The sequence below is a fragment of the Chryseobacterium mucoviscidosis genome (assembly GCF_002177115.1).
Taxonomy (GTDB): domain Bacteria; phylum Bacteroidota; class Bacteroidia; order Flavobacteriales; family Weeksellaceae; genus Chryseobacterium; species Chryseobacterium mucoviscidosis.
This window is the reverse complement of sequence record NZ_MVAG01000128.1, coordinates 23477-45944: the sequence shown is the minus strand read 5'-3', so window position 1 is coordinate 45944 and position 22468 is coordinate 23477. Positions and strand designations below refer to the sequence as shown.

At 35.7% G+C, this 22468-nt stretch carries 13 protein-coding genes and 1 CRISPR repeat array; of the genes, 6 read left to right on the top strand and 7 right to left on the bottom strand.

The genetic code is table 11. The annotated features are described in order from the left end of the window. Positions 1–353: 353 nt before the first annotated feature. A complete protein-coding gene (locus B0E34_RS14860) occupies positions 354–923 on the bottom strand; it encodes an RDD family protein (RefSeq protein WP_165763001.1) in 570 nt (189 codons plus the stop codon). A 194-nt stretch (positions 924–1117) separates the two neighbouring features. Then, complete coding sequence (locus B0E34_RS14855) at positions 1118–3241, bottom strand: Tex family protein (RefSeq protein ID WP_087710687.1); 2124 nt, start codon at positions 3239–3241, stop codon at positions 1118–1120. A gap of 610 nt (positions 3242–3851) precedes the next feature. Between B0E34_RS14855 and B0E34_RS14840 the strand changes: the two genes are divergently transcribed. The 4 genes from B0E34_RS14840 to cas2 all read left to right on the top strand — a co-directional run bounded on the left by B0E34_RS14840 (position 3852) and on the right by cas2 (position 11152). Further along, a complete protein-coding gene (locus B0E34_RS14840; protein ID WP_087710681.1) occupies positions 3852–4529 on the top strand; it encodes a YceI family protein in 678 nt (225 codons plus the stop codon). Between the two features lie 266 nt (positions 4530–4795). Then, positions 4796–9808, top strand: a complete 5013-nt coding sequence (cas9, locus tag B0E34_RS14835) for a type II CRISPR RNA-guided endonuclease Cas9 (RefSeq protein ID WP_165763000.1) — start codon at positions 4796–4798, stop codon at positions 9806–9808. Between the two features lie 3 nt (positions 9809–9811). Further along, complete coding sequence (cas1, locus tag B0E34_RS14830) at positions 9812–10705, top strand: type II CRISPR-associated endonuclease Cas1 (RefSeq protein ID WP_087710677.1); 894 nt, start codon at positions 9812–9814, stop codon at positions 10703–10705. Between the two features lie 108 nt (positions 10706–10813). Continuing rightward, the gene (gene cas2, locus B0E34_RS14825) at positions 10814–11152 is read left to right on the top strand and encodes a CRISPR-associated endonuclease Cas2 (protein ID WP_007842732.1); all 339 of its coding nucleotides are present in this window, start codon (positions 10814–10816) and stop codon (positions 11150–11152) included. A gap of 57 nt (positions 11153–11209) precedes the next feature. Continuing rightward, positions 11210–14868: a CRISPR direct-repeat array (repeat unit 47 nt; unit sequence GTTGTCCTTCATCACGAAGATAATAATTTTTGAAAGCAATTCACAAC). A 201-nt stretch (positions 14869–15069) separates the two neighbouring features. On the opposite strand, the gene B0E34_RS14820 is transcribed toward cas2, so the two are convergent. From B0E34_RS14820 to B0E34_RS14810, 3 genes are all read right to left on the bottom strand, one after another. Then, a complete protein-coding gene (locus tag B0E34_RS14820) occupies positions 15070–17289 on the bottom strand; it encodes an NADP-dependent isocitrate dehydrogenase (protein ID WP_087710675.1) in 2220 nt (739 codons plus the stop codon). A gap of 110 nt (positions 17290–17399) precedes the next feature. Continuing rightward, on the bottom strand, positions 17400–18443 hold the full coding sequence (locus B0E34_RS14815) for a DUF8740 domain-containing protein (RefSeq protein WP_087710673.1): 1044 nt from the start codon (positions 18441–18443) through the stop codon (positions 17400–17402). A 15-nt stretch (positions 18444–18458) separates the two neighbouring features. After that, positions 18459–18911 carry a T9SS type A sorting domain-containing protein gene (locus B0E34_RS14810; protein WP_087710671.1) on the bottom strand — a complete coding sequence of 151 codons (453 nt, stop codon included), beginning with the start codon at positions 18909–18911 and terminating at the stop codon, positions 18459–18461. Between the two features lie 364 nt (positions 18912–19275). On the opposite strand from B0E34_RS14810, the gene B0E34_RS14805 reads away from it, so the two are divergent. Next, entirely contained in the window at positions 19276–19542 is a 267-nt protein-coding gene (locus tag B0E34_RS14805; protein ID WP_087710669.1) for a helix-turn-helix domain-containing protein, read from the top strand. An 885-nt stretch (positions 19543–20427) separates the two neighbouring features. Here the strand turns inward: B0E34_RS14805 and B0E34_RS14800 are convergent. Next, a complete protein-coding gene (locus B0E34_RS14800; RefSeq protein WP_123956644.1) occupies positions 20428–20607 on the bottom strand; it encodes a hypothetical protein in 180 nt (59 codons plus the stop codon). Between the two features lie 111 nt (positions 20608–20718). Here B0E34_RS14800 and B0E34_RS14795 point away from each other — a divergent pair, with 111 nt between their 5' ends. Then, positions 20719–21360, top strand: coding sequence for a DUF6266 family protein (locus B0E34_RS14795; protein WP_087711515.1), 642 nt, complete (start codon positions 20719–20721; stop codon positions 21358–21360). 578 nt (positions 21361–21938) lie between these two features. On the opposite strand, the gene B0E34_RS14790 is transcribed toward B0E34_RS14795, so the two are convergent. Next, entirely contained in the window at positions 21939–22256 is a 318-nt protein-coding gene (locus tag B0E34_RS14790; protein ID WP_087710666.1) for a GIY-YIG nuclease family protein, read from the bottom strand. Positions 22257–22468: the final 212 nt, after the last annotated feature.

Sequence of the window (22468 nt, the reverse complement as noted above, 5' to 3'; positions counted from 1 at the left end):
TATTCGCAAGGCATTCAGCGTTCCGTAGGAACGCTATCTTTAGAAGATTCATTGAGAATTGCAGATATCAATCCTACGGATTGATTGATAGACTTATTCATATTTCTACACAGATTCTGCTCCTAAAGGAGCAAAACTTTTTTACTTTAAATTTTTAATTGATTATCCGTTAAACAACCTATTACTATGCACTGATATGAAAATCAATTATTTATAACAGGCACTTCGACAAGCTCAGTGTGACACCTCTAATACTAAACGCTTGATTTTTAGCGATGTCAAGCTGAGCCTGTCGAAGCTTTAGGTTAATAAACGGACAATCAAAATTTTTATAATAAAAAAAGCGACTCAATTCATGAGTCACTTTTATTTATAGAAAACCGGTTATGAAGAAGTTTCCTGATCTCTTCCATTTTTATTTCTTTTACAATGTAGGTTTTACAGATCTCGTTATTGAAATGCATATGAAAATCCATCCGCATGGATTTGTTTGATGATTCATTTTCAGGATGTTCATAATTGATCCAAAAAAAGAAAAGATTTGCCAGACAAAGCAAATTTCTTGCAAATGATTTCAGAATATTGGGATAGTTACCGTAATCATCAATCACTTTTATTTTAAAAATCTTTTTGCCAAGAGTACACCCGAAAAAATGTTCTGTTACTGATCCTAAAACAATTGCACACGGAATTGAAAGAATCACAGCGACAATCAGAGGTTTATGCAATATGAAAACAAAAAGCAGGGTAAAGGGAATCATGTCTATAATTTTGGAACAGAATCTGTCCCTGCGGTTCTTTTCGTAGGAAGTATCATAAGGGATTTCATATTCAAAAAATTCATAGATGCGTCTTCCTTCCGAATCAAAATTTCGGGTTGCCCTGCGTGTTGTTTTATTTTCTTTAAGCTCTGAAATTTTCATCTTACCATGTGTTTGCATTTCATTTCAACCTTTTGTGTTATGCTGAACAGAATTTTATTAGTAATTATAAAACCAAAATCATTTAAAATTCAGTTATTTTAGATTTTTCAACTCCACTTCGTTTCGCTCAAAATGACAATTTCGTAAATAAAATAACTATCTAAACAGACTTGAATTTAAAACCTTAATCATTCTTACAAAACCATACTCAGCTGAATTCTTTTTCTCGCTTCATCAATTTCCGTTACTCTTACCTGAACGTGCTGATGCAGTTTTACCACTTCATTTACATCGGAAACGAAGCCGTCTTTTAACTGGGAAATATGAACCAATCCGCTTTCCTTGATTCCCAGATCTACAAAACAGCCAAAAGCGGTGATGTTATTAACGATTCCGGGCAGAATCATTCCTGTTTTTAGATCTTTGATGCTTTTTACATTCAGATCAAATTCAAAAACCTTAGCCGCTTTTCTAGGATCCAGTCCGGGTTTTTCAAGCTCTTTTAAAATATCTTTGATTCCTAAAATTCCGATGTCTCCTGTGATGTAGTTTTCGGGTTTTATCACTGCAATTTTTTCTTTATTGGCGATCAGCTCATTGGTTTTTATGCCTAAATCTTTTGCCATTTTTTCAACAATTCCGTAAGCTTCAGGATGCACGGCAGAATTATCCAGCGGATTTTTAGCATTGTGGATTCTTACAAATGCGGCTGCCTGCTGAAAAGCTTTTTCTCCCAGTCTCGGAACTTTTTTCAACTGTTTTCTGTCCTCAAAAGCTCCGTTTTCAGTACGGTAGTTCACAATGTTTTCTGCCATTTTTTCGCCGATTCCCGAAACATAGCTTAATAAAGATTTACTCGCTGTATTCAGATTGATTCCTACAGAATTCACACATTTCATCACCGTAGAATCCAGTTCGTTTTTTAACTGAGTCTGATCCACATCGTGCTGATATTGCCCGACTCCAATGGATTTAGGATCTATTTTTACCAGTTCCGCCAACGGATCCGCCAGTCTTCTTCCGATGGAAACCGATCCGCGAACCGTCACGTCATAGCTTGGAAATTCTTCACGCGCAATTTTACTTGCAGAATACACCGAAGCTCCGGCTTCCGAAACAACGAAAACCTGTAAAGGTTTGTCGAATGCAATTTTCTTGATGAAAAACTCGGTTTCGCGGCTTGCGGTTCCGTTTCCGATGGAAATGGCTTCAATGTTATACGCATTTACCATGGAACGGATTTTTTTCATTGCCATTCCGCTTTCGTTTTGCGGAGCGTGCGGATAAATGGTCTCGTTGTGGAGCAGATCGCCTTTTTCGTCCAGACAGACTACTTTACAGCCGCTTCTGTAGCCCGGATCAATCGCCAGAATCCTTTTTTCTCCCAAAGGCGGAGCAAGAAGAAGCTGCGTAAGGTTTTCAGAGAAAATCTCAATCGCTTTTTTATCGGCTTTTTCTTTCGCTTCCTGTAACGTTTCGTTGGAGATTGCGGGTTCCAGTAATCTTTTGTAGCTGTCTTTGATCGCCAGTGAAATCTGTTCCGATGTTTCGTTATTGGATTTGATGATGGCATTTTCAATAAAATCAATGGCTTCTTCCTTATCGATCCCGATATTGGTTTTCACAAAACCTTCGGATTCGGCTCTCAACATGGCTAAAAGGCGGTGAGAAGGCATTCTGTTCAGGCTTTCTTCCCATTCGAAATACTGCGAGAATTTCTGGGCTTCTTCTTCGTCTTTTTTGGCTTTCACTACTTTTGAAGTAACCACTGCTTTTCGCTGAAACAGGCGGCGGAGATTTTTTCTCACATACATATTTTCGTTGATCCATTCTGCCATGATGTCTCTTGCGCCCTGCAAAGCTTCTTCTTCGGAGGCAACCTGATCGTTCAGGTATTTTGAAGCCAAAAACTGCAGATCCTGAACTTTCTGGCTCATAATCATTTTCGCTAAAGGTTCCAGCCCTTTTTCTTTCGCGGCATCGGCTTTGGTTTTCTTTCTTTTTTTGAACGGCAGATAAAGATCTTCAATTTCCTGAATATCAAAACTTTCTTCAATTCTCTGTTTCAGTTCCGGTGTTAAGGCATTTTGTTCTTCAATCGATTTTAAGATCGATTCTTTTCTTTTTGCAATTTCTTCAAACTGTTTACTGAGTTTCGAAATCTGTTCAATCTGTGTTTCGTCAAGGTTTCCTGTTTTATCTTTTCGGTAGCGGGAAATGAAAGGGATGGTGCAGTCTTCCGCCAATAGTTCTAAAGTGGCATTGATGCTTTTTTCGGATATATTGAGGGATTGCTGTATGTATTGTGTTGTGTTCATTGTAAATTTTAAACGGCTAAAATAATCAAAATGTCTTTTGTAAACCTATTTTAAGTTTAACTACATTATTTGTAAAAAGCTTTACTGTCTTATTTAAATTTAACAAAGACCAAGAAAGATATTGTCTGTTTAAGATTTTAAGTTTGTGATGATTAAAATTCAAATAAAGAAAAAATTGACTGTAATAATACAAAATAAGATGAATATGCTTTGCTTGAAGATAAACTTTAAACTTTTTTACCACAAAAGATGCAAAAGATTTAAACACTTTAGTTGTTTAAGTTTAATATCTAAATGGAAAAAGAGCACGTAAGTTTTAAAAAAATCAAAGATTTTTTCTCTTTGCAGACTTTTGAAATACTTTACATAGATCGGATAAAGTGTTTTGCTTATTTTGCGGTTAAATTTATAATTGGTTTAAACAAACTGGATATAAAGATTTTAAATGTATCATATCTATTTAATAATTCTTATTTTAGCGGAAAGGTCAATAATGGAAACCCTGAAATTTGATTTCTTGATGTATGATAAGATAAAAGTGTGGGATGTTTTCTATTTTTGGTTCCGGAATTTAGAAATTCAGAATAAACTTTAAAACAATTTAAATAATATGAAAAAACTAAGTGTTATTGCATTAGTTGCAGTAGGATTACTTGCAGCGTCCTGTAACAAAGAAAAATCGGCTGAAAATGCTGCAACTTCTACTGAGCAGAAAGTAGCAGAAAGCAAAGGGGAAGTTTTGCCTGTAGATACGGTAGGTTCTGTTGTAAACTGGAAGGCATTCCACAAAGGAGGAATGGCTCCGCGTTGGGGAACTTTAATGGTAAAATCGGGAGATTTAAGCATTGAAAACGGAGGCGTAACAGCAGGAAACTTTGTGATCGACATGAACTCTATTAAAGTAGATCCGGCTTCTGTAACGGAAAAAGATAAAAAACCGGCAGATCTTGAAGCGCACCTTAAAAATCCTGATTTCTTCGACACGGCAAAAAATCCGACGGCTGATTTCAAAATTACAAGCGTAGCAGATCTTAAAGACGCTCCAAAAGATGCAGTAGCAGGAGCTAACAAAACAGTAAGCGGAAACCTTACTTTATCCGGAAAAACAATGAATGTAACGTTCCCTGCAAAAGTGGATGTAACGGAAAATTCAGCGGCAATCCAAGCTAAATTCACGGTGAACAGAGCAGACTGGGGAATTAAATTCGGAACTTCCGAAGCCGATCCTGCAGAATGGATGATCAGCAAAGACATCGAAATCGCTGTAGACGTAAAAGCTAAAAAATAATATTGTTAGATATTTCAGACTTGTAAAGCTGCCTTTTTTGAGGCGGCTTTTTTGTGTTTGGGATTTTGCATTTCCCTCCTGAAATAGAAGAAGGCGAGTTGCCCCGCCTTAAATGTTTTCACAACGGAATAATCCTTATTGTGAATTGCTTTTCAAAATTATTGATACAAATATAAAAGAAAAATTCTTTGAATGGTTTACGGAAAACCTCATTTTTAATAAATTTTTTCTTCCTATTTTTATCTATTATGAAAAACTATATAGCTATGACTAAAAATATACTTGGACTGGACTTGGGAACGAACTCTATTGGATGGGCACTGGTAGAAATCGACCACATAAATAAAATAGTTAAAATACTAGGACTTGGTTCTCGTATTTTAACAATGGATGCTGCTGAAATAGCTAAATTTGAGAGTGGCGCTAAAACTGAAAGTGGTGCAGCTAAAAGAACTACTCTTCGTTCTCCAAGAAAGCTAAATGAAAGATATTTATTAAGAAGAGATAGGCTCCATTGTGTTTTAAATTTATTAAATGCTCTTCCTGAGCATTACAAATTATCAATTGAATTTGAAAATGCAAAAGGAAAACGTAGTGGGAAATTTAAAAAAGGAACAGAGGAAAAATTAGCTTATTATAAAAATGATAGTGGAAAATTTCAATTTCTTTTTAAAGATGCTTATCATCAAATGGAAAATGATTTTAGAAAAAAATATCCTGAAATGTTCTATCAAAAAAGAAATGGTGATCAAACCAAAATTCCTTACGATTGGACTTTGTACTATTTAAGACACAAGGCGGTTACGGATAAAAATTTTGAACTTACAAAAGAACAATTGGCTTGGATTACTTTAAGTTTTAATCAAAAAAGAGGTTATGAAAAAGTAATCGGGCAAGATGAAAAAGTGCAAAAAGAAGGAGAGTTGACCGATTCTTTTGTAGGTAAAGTACAAAGTATTAATATAATTGAAAATGAAGATGCTTATGAAATTGTTTTGGTAGATAACAATAATGACGCAATTGAGCTTTTTAGATACAAGGAAGAAACAAAAATTCCAATTACAGAAATTGGAGATTTAAAAGAAGTTGAAATTGTATCAAAGTATGATGATGAGGGTACAATTGATTCTAAGAAAACAGAGTATATCATCAATGAAGTTCGTGAGTTTTCGATTGTTGATGTTAGAAATACTGGAAGAAAAATAAAAGAAAACTTTATTTTTGAAATTGAATTGGAAACAGGTTGGATTAAAGAGCAACAAAGCAAGTTTACACCAAAATGGAAAGATACAAAGCGAGATTTCATCATTAAAACAAAATATGATGAAAATGGCAATAGAATATTGAAAGGTGCGGATAAAGGTAGAAATATCAATATTCCAAAGGAAGAAGATTGGACTTTAATGAAACTGAAAACAGAAACTTCATTAACTTCTTTCAACACAAAAAATAAAACCAAAGGCGTTGCTTCATTTGTTTATTATAATCTTTTACAAAACCCAAAACAAAAAATAAAAGCCGATTTAATTACTGTTATTGAAAGAGATTACTATCGGGAAGAATTGGATGTTATTTATAAAAATCAGGAACAATTTCATCCTGAATTAAAGAATAGAAATCTTTACGAGCAAGCAATTCAACTTTTGTATCCAAATAATCTCGGTCATCAAAAAACAGTTAAAGAATTAGATTTTAATTACTTGATTAAGGAAGATATTTTATTGTATCAAAGAGATTTGAAGTCTAAAAAATCTTTGATTGCAGATTGTGTTTATGAAAAAGAGAACTACGAACGTACAGATGAAAAAACTGGAAAGAAATATAAAAATCCACTAAAAGCAATACATAAAGCCAATCCGCTGTATCAAGAGTTTAGGCTTTGGCAGTTTATCAAAAGGCTTAAAATTATTAAGAAAGAGGATATAGTCAATGATGAAATTAAAATTAATATTGATGTAACTTCTCAATTACTAACAAGAGATATTAAGGAAGAATTATATGCTTTTTTGAATGACAAAGAAAATGTTACAGAAAAAGATATACTAAATTTTCTAAACAAAAAATACAAAGAATTAGAAATTAATTCTGAAATCTACAAATGGAATTTCGCATCTGAAAAAGAACCTTGCAACCCTACAAGATATAACTTTATTCTAAGGACAAAACGAATTAAAGGTTTCGATTACAAAACATTTTTAGCTCCTGAAAATGAGTATAGTCTTTGGCATTTCTTTTATTCTGTAAAGAAAAAAGATGAATTTACTAAAGGCTTAAGTAACATTATTAGTCGTTTATTAGATAAGTCAGGCTTGTCAAATGATTATCACGCAGATTTAGTGAAAAACTTTAGTTCTTTCGGAGGATATACCAATGATTATGGCACTTATTCCGAAAAAGCAATCAAAAAGATGCTGCCGTTTTTAAGATTGGGAAAATACTGGAATGGAAAGGAAGTTGAGAATATTCTATCAAAAGCAAATCAAGAAGTAAAGCAAAAGGTTTTAGATAAAGAAGAAATTAATGGAGAGTTGAAAGACTTCCAAGGTCTTTGGGTTTCGAGTGCTTGTTATTTGGTGTATGGTCGCTATTCCGAAGTTGGTGAAGTGCAGTTTTGGCAATCACCTTACGACATTGAGAATTATTTAAAAAATGAATTCATACAACATTCTTTAAATAATCCAACTGTAGAAAAGATTTTAGTAGAAACACTACACGTTGTTAAAGATATTTGGAAATACTATGGTGAAGAAATCGGAACTGATGAAGAAGGACGAACTATTTACAACAAATTATTTGACAGAATTCATATAGAATTAGGTCGGGAAATGAAAAAGAACAACAAACAAAAAGAAAAAGACGATAAGAATAACAAAGAAAACAGGAAAGCTAATGAGCGAATTGTTGAACTTCTTCGAGAGTTGAAAAAAACAAATAGTTCACTTCAAGAAAAATCTCCTTTCCAACAAGAAAAATTAAGAATATTAGAAGAAGGGCTTTTATCTTCCATTGAGTACGATAAAGATACTACGGAATATGAATTATCTAATGGCAAAATCTCAAAAAAAGAAATAAAAGATATCACGTCAAAAGAACTTTCTAAAATAAGCAGAAGTGATTTCGAACGATATAAACTTTGGCTCGACCAGAGATATCAATCGCCTTACACTGGAAAGTTTATCAAATTATCTGATTTGTTTGACCGAAAAAAATATGAGATCGAACACATATTTCCACAAGAACGCATCACGCTAAATGCACTCTATAACAAAGTAATTTGTGAAACGGAAATCAATAAAGAGAAAAAAGCGTCAACAGGTTATGGTTTTATTGCTAATTCAAAATCCAAAAAAGTGTTTTGTTCAGCCCACGATACGCAGGTGGAAATACTGAGTATTAGCACTTATGAAGAATTAGTAAAAAACAATTTTATAGGTAGAAAAAGAGATATTCTATTAAGCAAAGAAATACCAGAAGAATTTACTAATAGCCAATTAAACAACAGCCAATACATCTCTAAAATGGCTATGAAACTGTTGAGCAATATTGTGCGTGAAAAAGATGAAGATACTTACCGTTCTAAAAATGTTTTGGCAACAAACGGCACAATTACATCAACATTGAAAAGACATTGGCAATTAAATGATGCTTGGAATGAAATTATTTCTCCAAGATTTAAACGTTTGAACGAATTAACCAATTCTAATTTGTTTGGAGATTATAGAGAAATAAATGGACACCAAGTTTTTATAAACACTGTTCCAGAAGAAGCCAATAAAAATTTTGACCCGAAAAGAATAGACCATCGTCATCACGCTTTGGATGCATTGATAATCGCACTAACAACAGAAAATCACGTTAATTATTTAAACAATATTTCATCTCAAGAAGAAAATGATGAAGAGAAGTTAAAGACTAGAAAAGGTTATAAATTTCAACTAACAAACTCTCGTAAAGGTTTTAATGATGAAAAAGAATGGTACTTTTTACCACCTGCACAAATAAAAACTAAAGACGGAATTGATGAATTTGAATATCAATTTGGAGAAGCGAAAAGCAAAGTATTTAAAGAAATTGCTCAAAACGTCCTCGAAAATACAATTGCAAGCTTTAAACAAAAAAATCGTGTTATTCGCCAAAGGTGGAATAAATATTTAAAATCTGAAGATGGAAAACTCAATGTTTTAAAACAAGAAGGATTAAAAGAAGTTGTCAACTATAATGTTAGAAAACGCCTACACGAAGATACTTTTTACGGAAAAGTAAAATTGCAGAGTAAAGTGGCAACTATTAGTCTTGAAAAAGCTTTAGTTGAAAAGTTTGATATAGTTGATAATGCAATTTCTAAAGAAGTAGAAAATCTAAGGCAAAATGAAGGTAAATCAATAAAAGAAATCATTGAAACATTAAAAACAAAATATCCTAAAGTAAATGTTTATGAAAAATTTGTAGCAACACGTTTTGGAAATGAATTAGAATCTTTAGCATCTATACCTTCAGATAAAATAACTAAAGCAATTCAATCTATTACAGATACTGGGATACAAAGGATTTTGGAAAACCATTTGGATAATTACAAAGAAGTTATTGACGGAAAGACAAAATTTGATACTGAAAATGCATTTTCATCAGATGGTGTTAAAGAACTAAACAATAACATTACCAAGTTAAATAATGGTAAGTTTCATCATCCCATTTACAAAGTAAGAACAAGCGATGCAATGGGAACTAAGTTTTCTGTATCAGAAGAAGGACAAAAGAGTACAAAGTTTGTTGTTACTGCCGCGGGAAGCAATGCATTCTGTGGTTTTTACCAAAACGGAACAGATAGAAAATATTACATTCCAACTTTAAGAGAAACTATTGAAAGTTTAAAACAAGGTTTAGAGCCTTGTCCTGTTACACATCCAGAAGACCGCGAATACAAATTAATTTTTGTACTCAACCCAAGTGATTTGGTATATGTGCCGACAGAAGAAGAAATAGAAAATCCAAATTTTATTGATTTTTCAAAAATGAAAAAAGAGCAAATGAATAGGATTTATAAATTTACTGATGGCAGTGGAACAACAATGAATTTTGTGCCAGCAAATATTGCAAATTTGTTATTTAATATGTCAAACAAAGAACAAGAAAAAGCTAATATTAAATTATCTATTCAAAATGAATTGGGATTAGGTAGCCCACAATCTAAAAACCAAAACTCGCTTGATGGTACTCAGATTAAATCAATTTGTTGGAAGTTGAAAGTAGACCGTTTAGGTAACATTTCAAAAGCATAAAAAATGATCACCCGCTCCATCTACATCGGCAATCCCGCTTACCTTAAGCTCAAAGATGAGCAGTTGAAAATCCTCTGTCCGGAAACCAAAACGGAAAAGGGGAGTGTTCCTGTGGAAGATTTGGGGTTGTTGATGCTGGATCATTATCAGATTACCATTTCACACCATCTGATTCAGAAAATGATGGGAAATAATGTTGTGGTGGTGAGTTGCGATGCCCATCATTTACCGCACGGAATAATGCTTCCGCTGTATGGGCATACCGAGCATTCCGATCGCGTAAAAGATCAGTTGGAAGCCAGTGAACCGCTGAAAAAACAGCTTTGGAAACAAACGGTCGAATGCAAGATCGAAAACCAGAAAAATGTACTGATGAAACTGGGGAATTACTACGAACCGATGATTGAATATCAGAGAAACGTAAAATCTGGTGATATAACGAATATGGAAGGAATTGCGGCGCAGCATTACTGGAAATACCTCATCAGTCTGGATTTTTTGAGACAGCGTTTTGGAGATTCACCCAATCAGTTTTTCAATTTTGGATATGCCGTGCTCAGAAGTATTGTCGCAAGAGCCATCGTAGAAACCGGACTGTTGCCTGTTCTCGGCATTTTCCATAAAAATAAATACAATCCGTATTGCCTTGCCGACGATTTAATGGAACCTTATCGTCCGTTTGTTGATTTACTCGTGATGCAGTGGCTGAAAATTCATACGGATACCGAAGAGCTGACGAAAGAATTTAAAGCGCATATTCTCCAGGTTGCAACCAAAGATGTGCGTATTGATGACAAAACAAGACCGTTGCTGGTTGCTGTAAAAATGACCACGTCATCGCTTTACAAATGCTATACAGGAGAAAAACGACTGATTTCCTATCCGGAATTGATGTAATTTTTTTATGGTAGCTTTATCCGCCTGTAGTTTATCCTGAGCGAAGCCGAAGGGCTCCACTCAGGTCGGGCTGCGATTATTACAATAAACAAACAATAGTCACCAAAAATGAACGCCGAAAGGTTTAATGCATACCGAATTATGTGGGTTTTAGTATTATATGACCTCCCGACCGAAACGAAAGCAAATATGAAAGATGCAAACCGTTTTCGGAAAGCTTTGATTGATGACGGATTTACTTTATTTCAGTTTTCGATGTATGTGCGTCATTGTCCGAGCCGTGAAAATGCAGAAGTACACATCAAAAGAGTGAAATTTATGCTTCCGAAAGCCGGAAAGGTTGCCATTATGTGCATTACCGATAAACAGTTTGGAGACATCGAAATCTTTTTTGCCAGAAATAAAGAAGAACCGCCACCGACTTTCCAACAGCTCGAATTGTTCTGAATTTTAAATCCTGAAAACAAAAATAATCTACTGAAAACCAGTAGATTATTTTTTGAGGTTGTCCTTCATCACGAAGATAATAATTTTTGAAAGCAATTCACAACCCTTTGCCTGTGTTTCTATGATTGCCATAAGTTGTCCTTCATCACGAAGATAATAATTTTTGAAAGCAATTCACAACGGTGTATGCAAATGGAATTTCCTATGTGAGGTTGTCCTTCATCACGAAGATAATAATTTTTGAAAGCAATTCACAACAGGGCTTTTCAACAATTCCAATTATTGGTTGTTGTCCTTCATCACGAAGATAATAATTTTTGAAAGCAATTCACAACCATTATAAAGCCCTCCAGTTAATTGCTCTTGTTGTCCTTCATCACGAAGATAATAATTTTTGAAAGCAATTCACAACCAACGGAGGGTATGAAGTTTGGAATACGCGGTTGTCCTTCATCACGAAGATAATAATTTTTGAAAGCAATTCACAACGGCTTTCTTTGTTCCCACCTTGGTAGAATGGTTGTCCTTCATCACGAAGATAATAATTTTTGAAAGCAATTCACAACAAAGATTAGAATTAAAAAATTTCCAAGTTAGTTGTCCTTCATCACGAAGATAATAATTTTTGAAAGCAATTCACAACTCAATAACCCTATTCCCCTGAATGCACACGGTTGTCCTTCATCACGAAGATAATAATTTTTGAAAGCAATTCACAACGATATGGAACTAATAACGGCATTATATGTTGTTGTCCTTCATCACGAAGATAATAATTTTTGAAAGCAATTCACAACTACAAATTTAAAAGAATTTCTACCTTGTTGTCCTTCATCACGAAGATAATAATTTTTGAAAGCAATTCACAACGACGGACTTACCATCAGGATTGATGGAGAAGTTGTCCTTCATCACGAAGATAATAATTTTTGAAAGCAATTCACAACTCATTCATAGAAGGGCGTGAATTAATTGATGTTGTCCTTCATCACGAAGATAATAATTTTTGAAAGCAATTCACAACCTAATCCAATAATAGATATTAACAGCTTTGTTGTCCTTCATCACGAAGATAATAATTTTTGAAAGCAATTCACAACAGGAATGGAGTACGTACCCGTTAAAGGAATGTTGTCCTTCATCACGAAGATAATAATTTTTGAAAGCAATTCACAACATGTGTGCTATTGTAATCACACAATTTATTGTTGTCCTTCATCACGAAGATAATAATTTTTGAAAGCAATTCACAACGGAGCTAACGTAGAAGAATCTACTGATTTAGTTGTCCTTCATCACGAAGATAATAATTTTTGAAAGCAATTCACAACTAATTGTATTTTATTTTCTTTCCGAAGCTTGTTGTCCTTCATCACGAAGATAATAATTTTTGAAAGCAATTCACAACCAGCAGCAAGTAATGGTCTTACCACATTATGTTGTCCTTCATCACGAAGATAATAATTTTTGAAAGCAATTCACAACACGCTTTCTGTGTGGATATTATCAAAGCAAGTTGTCCTTCATCACGAAGATAATAATTTTTGAAAGCAATTCACAACATCCGATGCCGCATCCTATCTATGTTTTGCGTTGTCCTTCATCACGAAGATAATAATTTTTGAAAGCAATTCACAACATATAATGCAAATTATATTCAGGTATTCCGTTGTCCTTCATCACGAAGATAATAATTTTTGAAAGCAATTCACAACCTTATTACATCTTCATGCCCTGAGCATTATGTTGTCCTTCATCACGAAGATAATAATTTTTGAAAGCAATTCACAACAGTGAGAGGTTGATATCTTCAGTATCAAACGTTGTCCTTCATCACGAAGATAATAATTTTTGAAAGCAATTCACAACCAATATAATAATCGATTAAACTACGGAATTGTTGTCCTTCATCACGAAGATAATAATTTTTGAAAGCAATTCACAACTCAGAAAGCTGCAGTATATTATTCTATAGAGTTGTCCTTCATCACGAAGATAATAATTTTTGAAAGCAATTCACAACCTGAATGTATGAAGTGCGGCTCTCGTTATAGTTGTCCTTCATCACGAAGATAATAATTTTTGAAAGCAATTCACAACCAATATTAACCTCAAACGGGAAAAAGAATTGTTGTCCTTCATCACGAAGATAATAATTTTTGAAAGCAATTCACAACGCCATATCTCCTATGCCTCTCTGAGATCCTGTTGTCCTTCATCACGAAGATAATAATTTTTGAAAGCAATTCACAACGGAAATGTTAAAGAGGGTGTAGATGGGCTAGTTGTCCTTCATCACGAAGATAATAATTTTTGAAAGCAATTCACAACTGTTCGTGTAGACTCGTAACAGGATCATCTGTTGTCCTTCATCACGAAGATAATAATTTTTGAAAGCAATTCACAACGGAGGACAATTAGCAGCACAAAATTTAGAGTTGTCCTTCATCACGAAGATAATAATTTTTGAAAGCAATTCACAACTAGAACTGCCGATTATACATTATATTTTTAGTTGTCCTTCATCACGAAGATAATAATTTTTGAAAGCAATTCACAACTGTATGAAAACAGTTATCACTGGTACTATTGTTGTCCTTCATCACGAAGATAATAATTTTTGAAAGCAATTCACAACTCCTTGTGGTAAGTGCTACGAATGTAGAGAGTTGTCCTTCATCACGAAGATAATAATTTTTGAAAGCAATTCACAACTTCTTTCGATCTCAGTCATAAGCATATCACGTTGTCCTTCATCACGAAGATAATAATTTTTGAAAGCAATTCACAACTCGCTTTCTTCGCTTTCCTCCCTGCAAGTCGTTGTCCTTCATCACGAAGATAATAATTTTTGAAAGCAATTCACAACATGGTTTTTATACTCGTTTTTCTTTAAATCGTTGTCCTTCATCACGAAGATAATAATTTTTGAAAGCAATTCACAACCGCGCTGCCTCTAACTGCGCCTCTGTAAGTGTTGTCCTTCATCACGAAGATAATAATTTTTGAAAGCAATTCACAACTGACGGATGGAATGGAAAGCAAACAGTTCCGTTGTCCTTCATCACGAAGATAATAATTTTTGAAAGCAATTCACAACTATAGTCCCATTTGATAAAACGTATAGAGTGTTGTCCTTCATCACGAAGATAATAATTTTTGAAAGCAATTCACAACTAATGCCATTCAGTTCCAGAATTAACGGAAGTTGTCCTTCATCACGAAGATAATAATTTTTGAAAGCAATTCACAACGAGAATACATTACAGCATTCGGATTGGCAAGTTGTCCTTCATCACGAAGATAATAATTTTTGAAAGCAATTCACAACTGCCCCTCAGAGATGGGTTGAATATCTCACGTTGTCCTTCATCACGAAGATAATAATTTTTGAAAGCAATTCACAACGCAGTATCAGCATTAATATTAGACTGAGTAGTTGTCCTTCATCACGAAGATAATAATTTTTGAAAGCAATTCACAACAGAAATATCATTCTCACCAACCGCAGGCAGGTTGTCCTTCATCACGAAGATAATAATTTTTGAAAGCAATTCACAACTCAATGTGAATAGGACATTTGCAATTGTTGGTTGTCCTTCATCACGAAGATAATAATTTTTGAAAGCAATTCACAACTTATTTACCATTGACATAGTGGTGTCAATGGTTGTCCTTCATCACGAAGATAATAATTTTTGAAAGCAATTCACAACCCAGTTCCTAAAGGCTGTTCGTTAATTAGAGTTGTCCTTCATCACGAAGATAATAATTTTTGAAATCCGCTGCAGGAAAAGCGTGGGCGGATTCGGTGAACAGCGTTTGATTAAGTTAGGCTGATTTTACAGACTATAAAAAATTAGCCATAACCGAACTACAGTCGGCTATGGCTAAAAAATATTTTAGTAAAAACGAAATTAAATTCCGTCGATGATTTCATTTAAAACCGTACTTGGTCTCATGGCAGCATACGTCTTGTAAGTATCTGTTCTATAGTAACCGTCAATATCCTGAGGTTTTCCCTGAGCACCAATTAATTCTGCATTAATCACTTCTTCGTTTTCCTTCATCGCCTCTGCAATCGGAGCGAATTGTGCTGCTAATTCTGCATCAGCAGTCTGGTTTGCCAAAGCTTCCGCCCAATACATTGCCAGATAGAAGTGAGAACCTCTGTTATCGATTTGTCCCACTTTTCTTGCAGGAGATTTATCGGTAGCCAGGAATTTAGCATTAGCTTCGTCCAGTGCATCCGCTAAAACCTGAGATTTTGTATTCCCCTGAGTTTGTGCCAAATGTTCTAAAGAAGCCTGTAATGCAAGGAATTCACCTAAAGAATCCCATCTTAAATAACCTTCTTCGATGAACTGTTCAACGTGTTTCGGTGCAGAACCTCCCGCTCCGGTTTCAAAAAGACCACCTCCGTTCATCAATGGAACAATAGAAAGCATTTTTGCAGAAGTTCCAAGCTCAAGAATTGGGAAAAGGTCAGTTAAATAATCTCTCAATACGTTTCCGGATACAGAAATGGTATCTTTTCCTTCTCTTGCTCTTTTTAATGTTTCCGTCATGGCATCTTTTACATCCATGATTCTGATGTCTAACCCGTTGGTGTCGTGATCAGCTAAGTATTTTTCAACTTTTTTGATGATTTCTCTGTCGTGTGCTCTTCCTTTATCTAACCAGAATATAGCCGGAGTATCAGATAATCTGGATCTGTTTACTGCTAATTTTACCCAGTCCTGAATTGGAGCATCTTTCGTCTGGCACATTCTGAAAATATCTCCTTTTTCTACTTTCTGAGAAAGAAGAACGTTTCCGTTTTCGTCCTGGACTTCAATGGTTCCTTCTGCTGAAGCCTGGAACGTTTTGTCGTGAGATCCGTATTCTTCAGCTTTCTGAGCCATTAAACCTACATTCGGAACAGAACCCATTGTGGTAGGATCTAATTTTCCGTGTGCTTTCATATCATCAATAACAGACTGATAGAAACCTGCGTAAGATCGGTCCGGAATGATACAAACCGTATCTTCTTCTTTTCCGTCTTTGTTCCACATTTTTCCGCCGCCTCTTACCAATGCAGCCATAGAAGCATCAACGATGATGTCTGAAGGAACGTGGAAATTCGTGATTCCTTTATCAGAATTTACCATCGCTACTCTCGGACCGTCTGCCAAAGCCGCTTCAATATCTGCTTTAATATCTGCTTCCTGAGCATTTCCTTTTATTTTTTCGAAAAGATCAGCAAGACCGTTGTTTGGATTAACATCTAAAGACTTGAAGGTCTCTGCATATTTTGTGAAAACCTCTTTGAAGAACGTTTCTACAATCGCTCCGAAAATAATCGGATCGGAGATCTTCATCATGGTCGCTTTAAGGTGCGCCGAAAGAAGAACGTTTCTGTTTTTTGCTTCTTCAATAGCTTCCTGCACAAAACCTTTCAAAGCATTCAGATTCATTACAGAAGAATCAATTACTTCTCCTGCCTGAAGGTTGGCGAAATCTTTCAGTTGAGTTTCAGAACCGTCGTTTCCTTTGAAAACGATCTTAAATTTTGTAGCATTTTCTACCGTTGTTGAGGTTTCAGTTCCGTAGAAATCTCCTCCGTTCATGTGCGCAACGTCTGTTTTGCTGTCAGAAGCCCAGTCGCCCATTCTGTGAGGATTTGCTTTTGCATAGTTTTTCACGGCTTTTGGAGCACGTCTGTCAGAATTTCCTTCTCTTAATACCGGATTTACGGCACTTCCTAAAACTTTGGCATATTTCGCTTTAATCGCTTTCTCTTCATCATTTTTAGGCTCAGCAGGATAATTAGGCACTGCAAAACCTTTAGACTGCAATTCTGCAATTGCTTCATCCAATTGAGGAGCAGAAGCTGAAATATTCGGTAACTTGATAATGTTGGCATCCGGCTGAGTCGCTAACTGACCCAATTCAGCCAAAGCATCACCGATCTTTTGATCATCCTTCAAAAACTCCGGGAAGTTGGCTAAAATTCTTCCTGCCAAAGAAATATCCGGAACGGCGATCTCAATATTTGCAGATTTTGTAAAAGCTTTCACAATCGGTAAAAACGAGTGTGTAGCCAACATAGGAGCCTCATCCGTAAGGGTGTAATAGATTTTTGATTTGTCTGACATTATACTGTAATTTATTATTTGATTTTTTAAGACTCACAAATTTAGTGATTATGATTGTTTTATTTAAACATTTGCATAAAAAAAGAGGCTTTTGCCTCTTCATAGTATATTTATTTGGAAATACTATTAATTACGTTGCCTGATAATGATTGTGAATACCAATTTCCTCCTGATCCTGAGTTTTGGTAAAAAGAGTATGCGTTGGTATTGGTATAAACCATAATATTGCTGGTTGAGAAATCAGCACCTATGACAGTTCCTGATAGAGATTGCGGGTACCAGTTTCCTCCCGATCCTGAATTTTGATAAAATGCATAAGCATCAGTGTCGGTATAAATAACAATATTTTTAGCTGATGCAACAGCTCCCTTTACTGTTCCTGATAGAGATTGTGTATACCAACTTCCTCCTGATCCTGAGTTTTGATAAAAAGCATAAGCATTAGTATCAGTATAAACTACAATACAATTATCTGATGCAACAGCTCCCTTTACTGTTCCTGATAGAGATTGTGAGTACCAGTTTCCTCCTGATCCTGAATTTTGATAAAATGCATATGCATTTGTATTAGTATAAATAATAGAGTTGGTGTTAGAAGCAATCGCTCCTTTTACTGTTCCTGATAAAGATTGTGAATACCAACTTCCGTTGGAGCCTGAGTTCTGATAAAAAGCATAAGCATTTGTATCAGTATATACGATCATGTAATTACTTTTTTTCGGAATTAATTGATTGATAGGAATGTTGTTTGAATCAACAACATTTTTTGCAACCATTGCATAAGGCACACTCATCAATTGATTTACCCCAACATTCGTGTAGTTAGAACCTCCTGCAGGATCCATTTCTACTTTTACAAATTTGGCGTTGGTTCCCCAGTTGATCGCCCCGAAGTTTCCTGTGGTAGCTGTTCCCTGTCCGATATTCAGATTTACCAAACCTTTGGCGTTGGTAGTTTTGTTTTGTGTTTCCGTATATAAAACCGTTCCGTTGGCTGCATTATCCAGAATACTGATTCTCAAAGAAACGTTTCCGTTAGCAATCGGAGCTCCTGCCGCATTGAAAGCAATCGTCTGATAGCTGAAAGCCTGCGGAACCTGAGCGCTTACTAAACTTGCTAAAAATAATCCTATAGTTGCGTAAAGCTTTTTCATGTTCAAATAGTTTTTTTAAGGTTTTTTGATAATTTTAATAGGTTTGATGTCGGAGTTTTTGAAAACGATCATATAAACTCCCTGTTGAAGAGATCTCAGATCCAGTTGCTCAGCATCTAACTTGGTTTTAAACACAAGTTTTCCCGAAAGATCATAAATTTCCGCACCTTCGATTTTTGATTTTGAATTCAGTTTAACATAAATGAAATCAGCAGTAGGATTGGGATAAATTTTCACATGGTCTTTTTCAATTTCTGAAACCCCTAAAACCTGTAAAACAGACTGGTAAAACATTCCCATAGTTCCGGAATTCGCTTTGTCAGGATCTGTAGGAATCACATAAATTTCTCCCACCGAATGCGTAAAGTTATCCGCAGAAACCGCTCCCGAGTTCATATTCCCGATCACAGACTGGGCAAAACCAAAAAAAGGAACTCCGAATAAGAATAGAGTAATTTTTTTTCTCATGGTCAATAATTTTAAGGACTGCGAATATAAATAAATTTTTGATGCTGAAGATCGTTTCGGATCCAAAAACTGTTAAGTTCTGATATGATTACAACCGGAAGATTCGGAATGTTGGCAACTATGATGAAAATATTAATTTTTTTTCGGTAAATATCATTCCTCTTTACAGAGGATTTCATCCCTCTGATTCAGGATAACCAAGATTTTAACAAAAAAATTTCATAAATTTTATCGAAGAAATGAATGATTGTATTTTATCGTTTTTTCAGCTTTTCTTTTTATTAGAAAAATGAAACAATATTTTATATTTCCTCAACGTTTGAAATAAAAATTAATAACATTATTTCTTTTAAAAAAGCACAGGATGAAAAATAAACCCAACAATCCACCGTTGTATTATGAAGAGCTGATGCATACCGTTCTGGACATTTTTTCTGAAATTCTGGATACCCTCAGGAAAAAGCAGATTACCGATTCGCAGTATTATGACAGTGCCGATGTAAAAAGGCTGTTGAATATCAGCGACAGTACTTTATTCAGAATCCGGAAATCACAGAATATTCCGCATATAAAAATCGGAAAGAAAATATACTATCCGAAATCGTTTTTCAATACAGCCCTCAAAAAATGAGGGTATTTTTATGTCTTTCGTTGGTGGGATTAAAACCGGTTTCTGCGGAATGATGCGGATCGACGGTCACTCTTATGTTATTCTGAGCGCGAAACACCGCAGGATCTCTTTTATTACAATAAATAATTGTCTAACACTTTCAATTCAATACCATACTCTAAAATCAATGACTTTCTGCGTTGTCATCCTGAGCGCGAAGCAGTCGAAGGATCTCTTTTTCTTATCACAATAATCTGTTGTTTTGATTGTCGTGCAATTACTTCACGTAGATTGTGCAGATATAAAATGTAAGTTCTTAAATTACTTTCCAAGTATATCAAACAGCTAAAGATTTCTTTTTATTACAATAAATAATTGTCTAACGCTTTCAATTCAATAGCATACTCTAAAATCAACAATTTTCTGTGCTGTCATCCTGAGCGCGAAGCAGCCGAAGGATCTTTCTTATCACAATAATCTGTTGTTTTGATTTTCATCTGCAATTACTTCACGCAAATTGTGCAGATTACGCAGATATAAAAAGTTACTTCTTAAGCTACTTTTTAAGTATGTTAAGCAGCCCAAGGATTTCTTTTTACTACAATGATTGTTTAAATGGAGTAGCCGTGATATGCGCTTCGGCTTCGCTCAGCGCACGGTGGTGGGTGATTTACAATGATTTGTTTAAAATTAAGTTGTACTGAAGTACGCTGAGCGAAGCCGAAGCGAAAAATATCCGTATTACATTTTATCGGAGATAAAATCTTTGCGCCTTAAATAGATAGAGCGTTTTAAAAAATATTGCGTCTTTGCGGGTTTAAACAACTTTAAGAATTATTATTTACGATGATGTGCGCTTCGGCTCCGCTCAGCGCATGGTGGCGGGTGTGGTTTACAATGATTTGTTTAAATAAAGTTGAACTGAAGTACGATGAGCTGAGCCGAAGCGTACAAGGAAGCAGAAACTTTCATAAAATTCTCCCAGAATCCTTCGACCGTTGTTCGGTCATCCTTCGGAAAAAATCCCATTTTTCCGAAGCCGATCCGAAGAAGACCCGAACATGATCCGAAGAAATGGGTTTTCAAACCGGTCAAAACCGGTCAAAAGCAGTCAGAACCGGTCATCTTTTTCACAGGTGCCTGAAATTGGAAAATTCTGTAATACCTTAGTTCTGTTAACCAATAAAAATGCACAAAATGGCACGAATAACAAAAGGAATCCTTGGAGGATTTTCAGGAAAAGTGGGAACGGTTGTAGGGGCAAACTGGCGTGGACAGGATATTATCAGAAGTATTCCCAAACCAAACTCAAAACAGCCTACCGATAAACAGCTTCTGCAGCAGACCAAATTCAGCATGGTGATCAGCTTTCTGCAGCCGCTCAAAAATATCCAGACGAAATATTTCGGATCGGGGAGCGGCTCAAAATCAAGGGTAAATATGGCAGTTTCCTATACGATCAGCGAAGCGTTACAAATGAATGGAGATGTTCCCGAACTGGTATACAACAAGGTGCTGATTACGAAAGGGGATCTGGCAGGTTTCCAGAACGTCACTGCTGCTCCGCAAACCGGAAATACCATTGCCCTCAGCTGGGAGGACAATTCCGCACAGGGAAGCGCAGATACCACCGACAAAGCCAATGCGGTGTGTTATTGCGAAGAACTGGGAACTTTTGAAATTTTCGAATCTGTTGCTGAAAGAGGAGCACTGGCTGCTGATGTCACAATGCCTGCTTCCTACGCGGGAAAGGAAATTCAGGTATGGGTGTTTTTCAGGAATGCGAAAGAAACCCTTGCGTGTAACAGCGCGTATCTTGGGGCTTATACCTTAACTTAATTTGAATCTCCATCCGAAAGGGTGGGGATTTTTTGTGGTGGCTTTGGCTCCGCTCAGCCACGGTTTTTTTTTGATGAGGTTTTGGGTGTTGTTGGGCGGTGTGTTGTTTTTCTGTAGTGGTGGCTTCGGCTCCGCTCAGCCACCGGGATTTTTTGATGGGGTTTCTGGGTATTGTTGGGCTGTGAGTTGTTTTCTTTAATGGTGGCTTCGGCTCCGCTCAGCCACCGATTTTTTGATTTGATTTTTGGGTATTATTGGGTTGTGGTTGGTTTTTTGTAATGGTGGTTTTGGCTCCGCTCAGCCACCGTGTTCTTTGATTTGATTTTTTGGGGGTGTTGTTTGGCGGTGGGTTGTTTTCTTTAGTGGTGGCTTCGGCTCCGCTCAGCCACCGTGTTCTTTGATTTGATTTTTTGGGGGTGTTGGACTGTGGGTTGTTTTCTGTATTGGTGGCTGAGCGGAGCCGAAGCCACCTTTTGTGTTTGTATTTTTTTAAGTATTGGAAGTTAGAAATATTTCTGAGGAGATGATGAATAGATTACTGAGCGTATAACCAGGTGGCTGAGCGGAGCCGAAGCCACCTATTCATCTTTTATAAAAAACTTACTGTGGGTTTCATTCATGCATTCTGCCGCTTTTTTAAGCTCTTCGTTCCAGCCATTGATTAAAGCTTCTTTTTTTCTTCGGCTCCATCCCTGAACCTGTTTTTCGCGGTAGAAAGCAAGATCAATACGTTCAAATTCTTCAAAATAAATAAGCTTTACAGGAAGCCGCTTTTTAGTGTGATTGGCACCTTCTCCTTTTTGATGCTGCGAAAGCCGGCGTTCCAGATCGTTGGTACTGCCGGTGTAATAACTGCCGTCTGAGCAGAGAAGAATATACATCCATCCTTTTATCATTTGTATTTTTATTTTAAAGATAGTATTTTATTTGAATACGGTGGCTTCGGCTCCGCTCAGCCACCGGGATTTTTAATTGATTTTTTGGGTGTTGTTGGAGTTTGGATTGTTTTTTCTGTAATGGTGGCTGAGCGGAGCCGAAGCCACCATGCTTTTTTGATTCCTTGATATGATTTTATTTTGTAAAAAGTTTTTATTAAAATTTAGAAAAT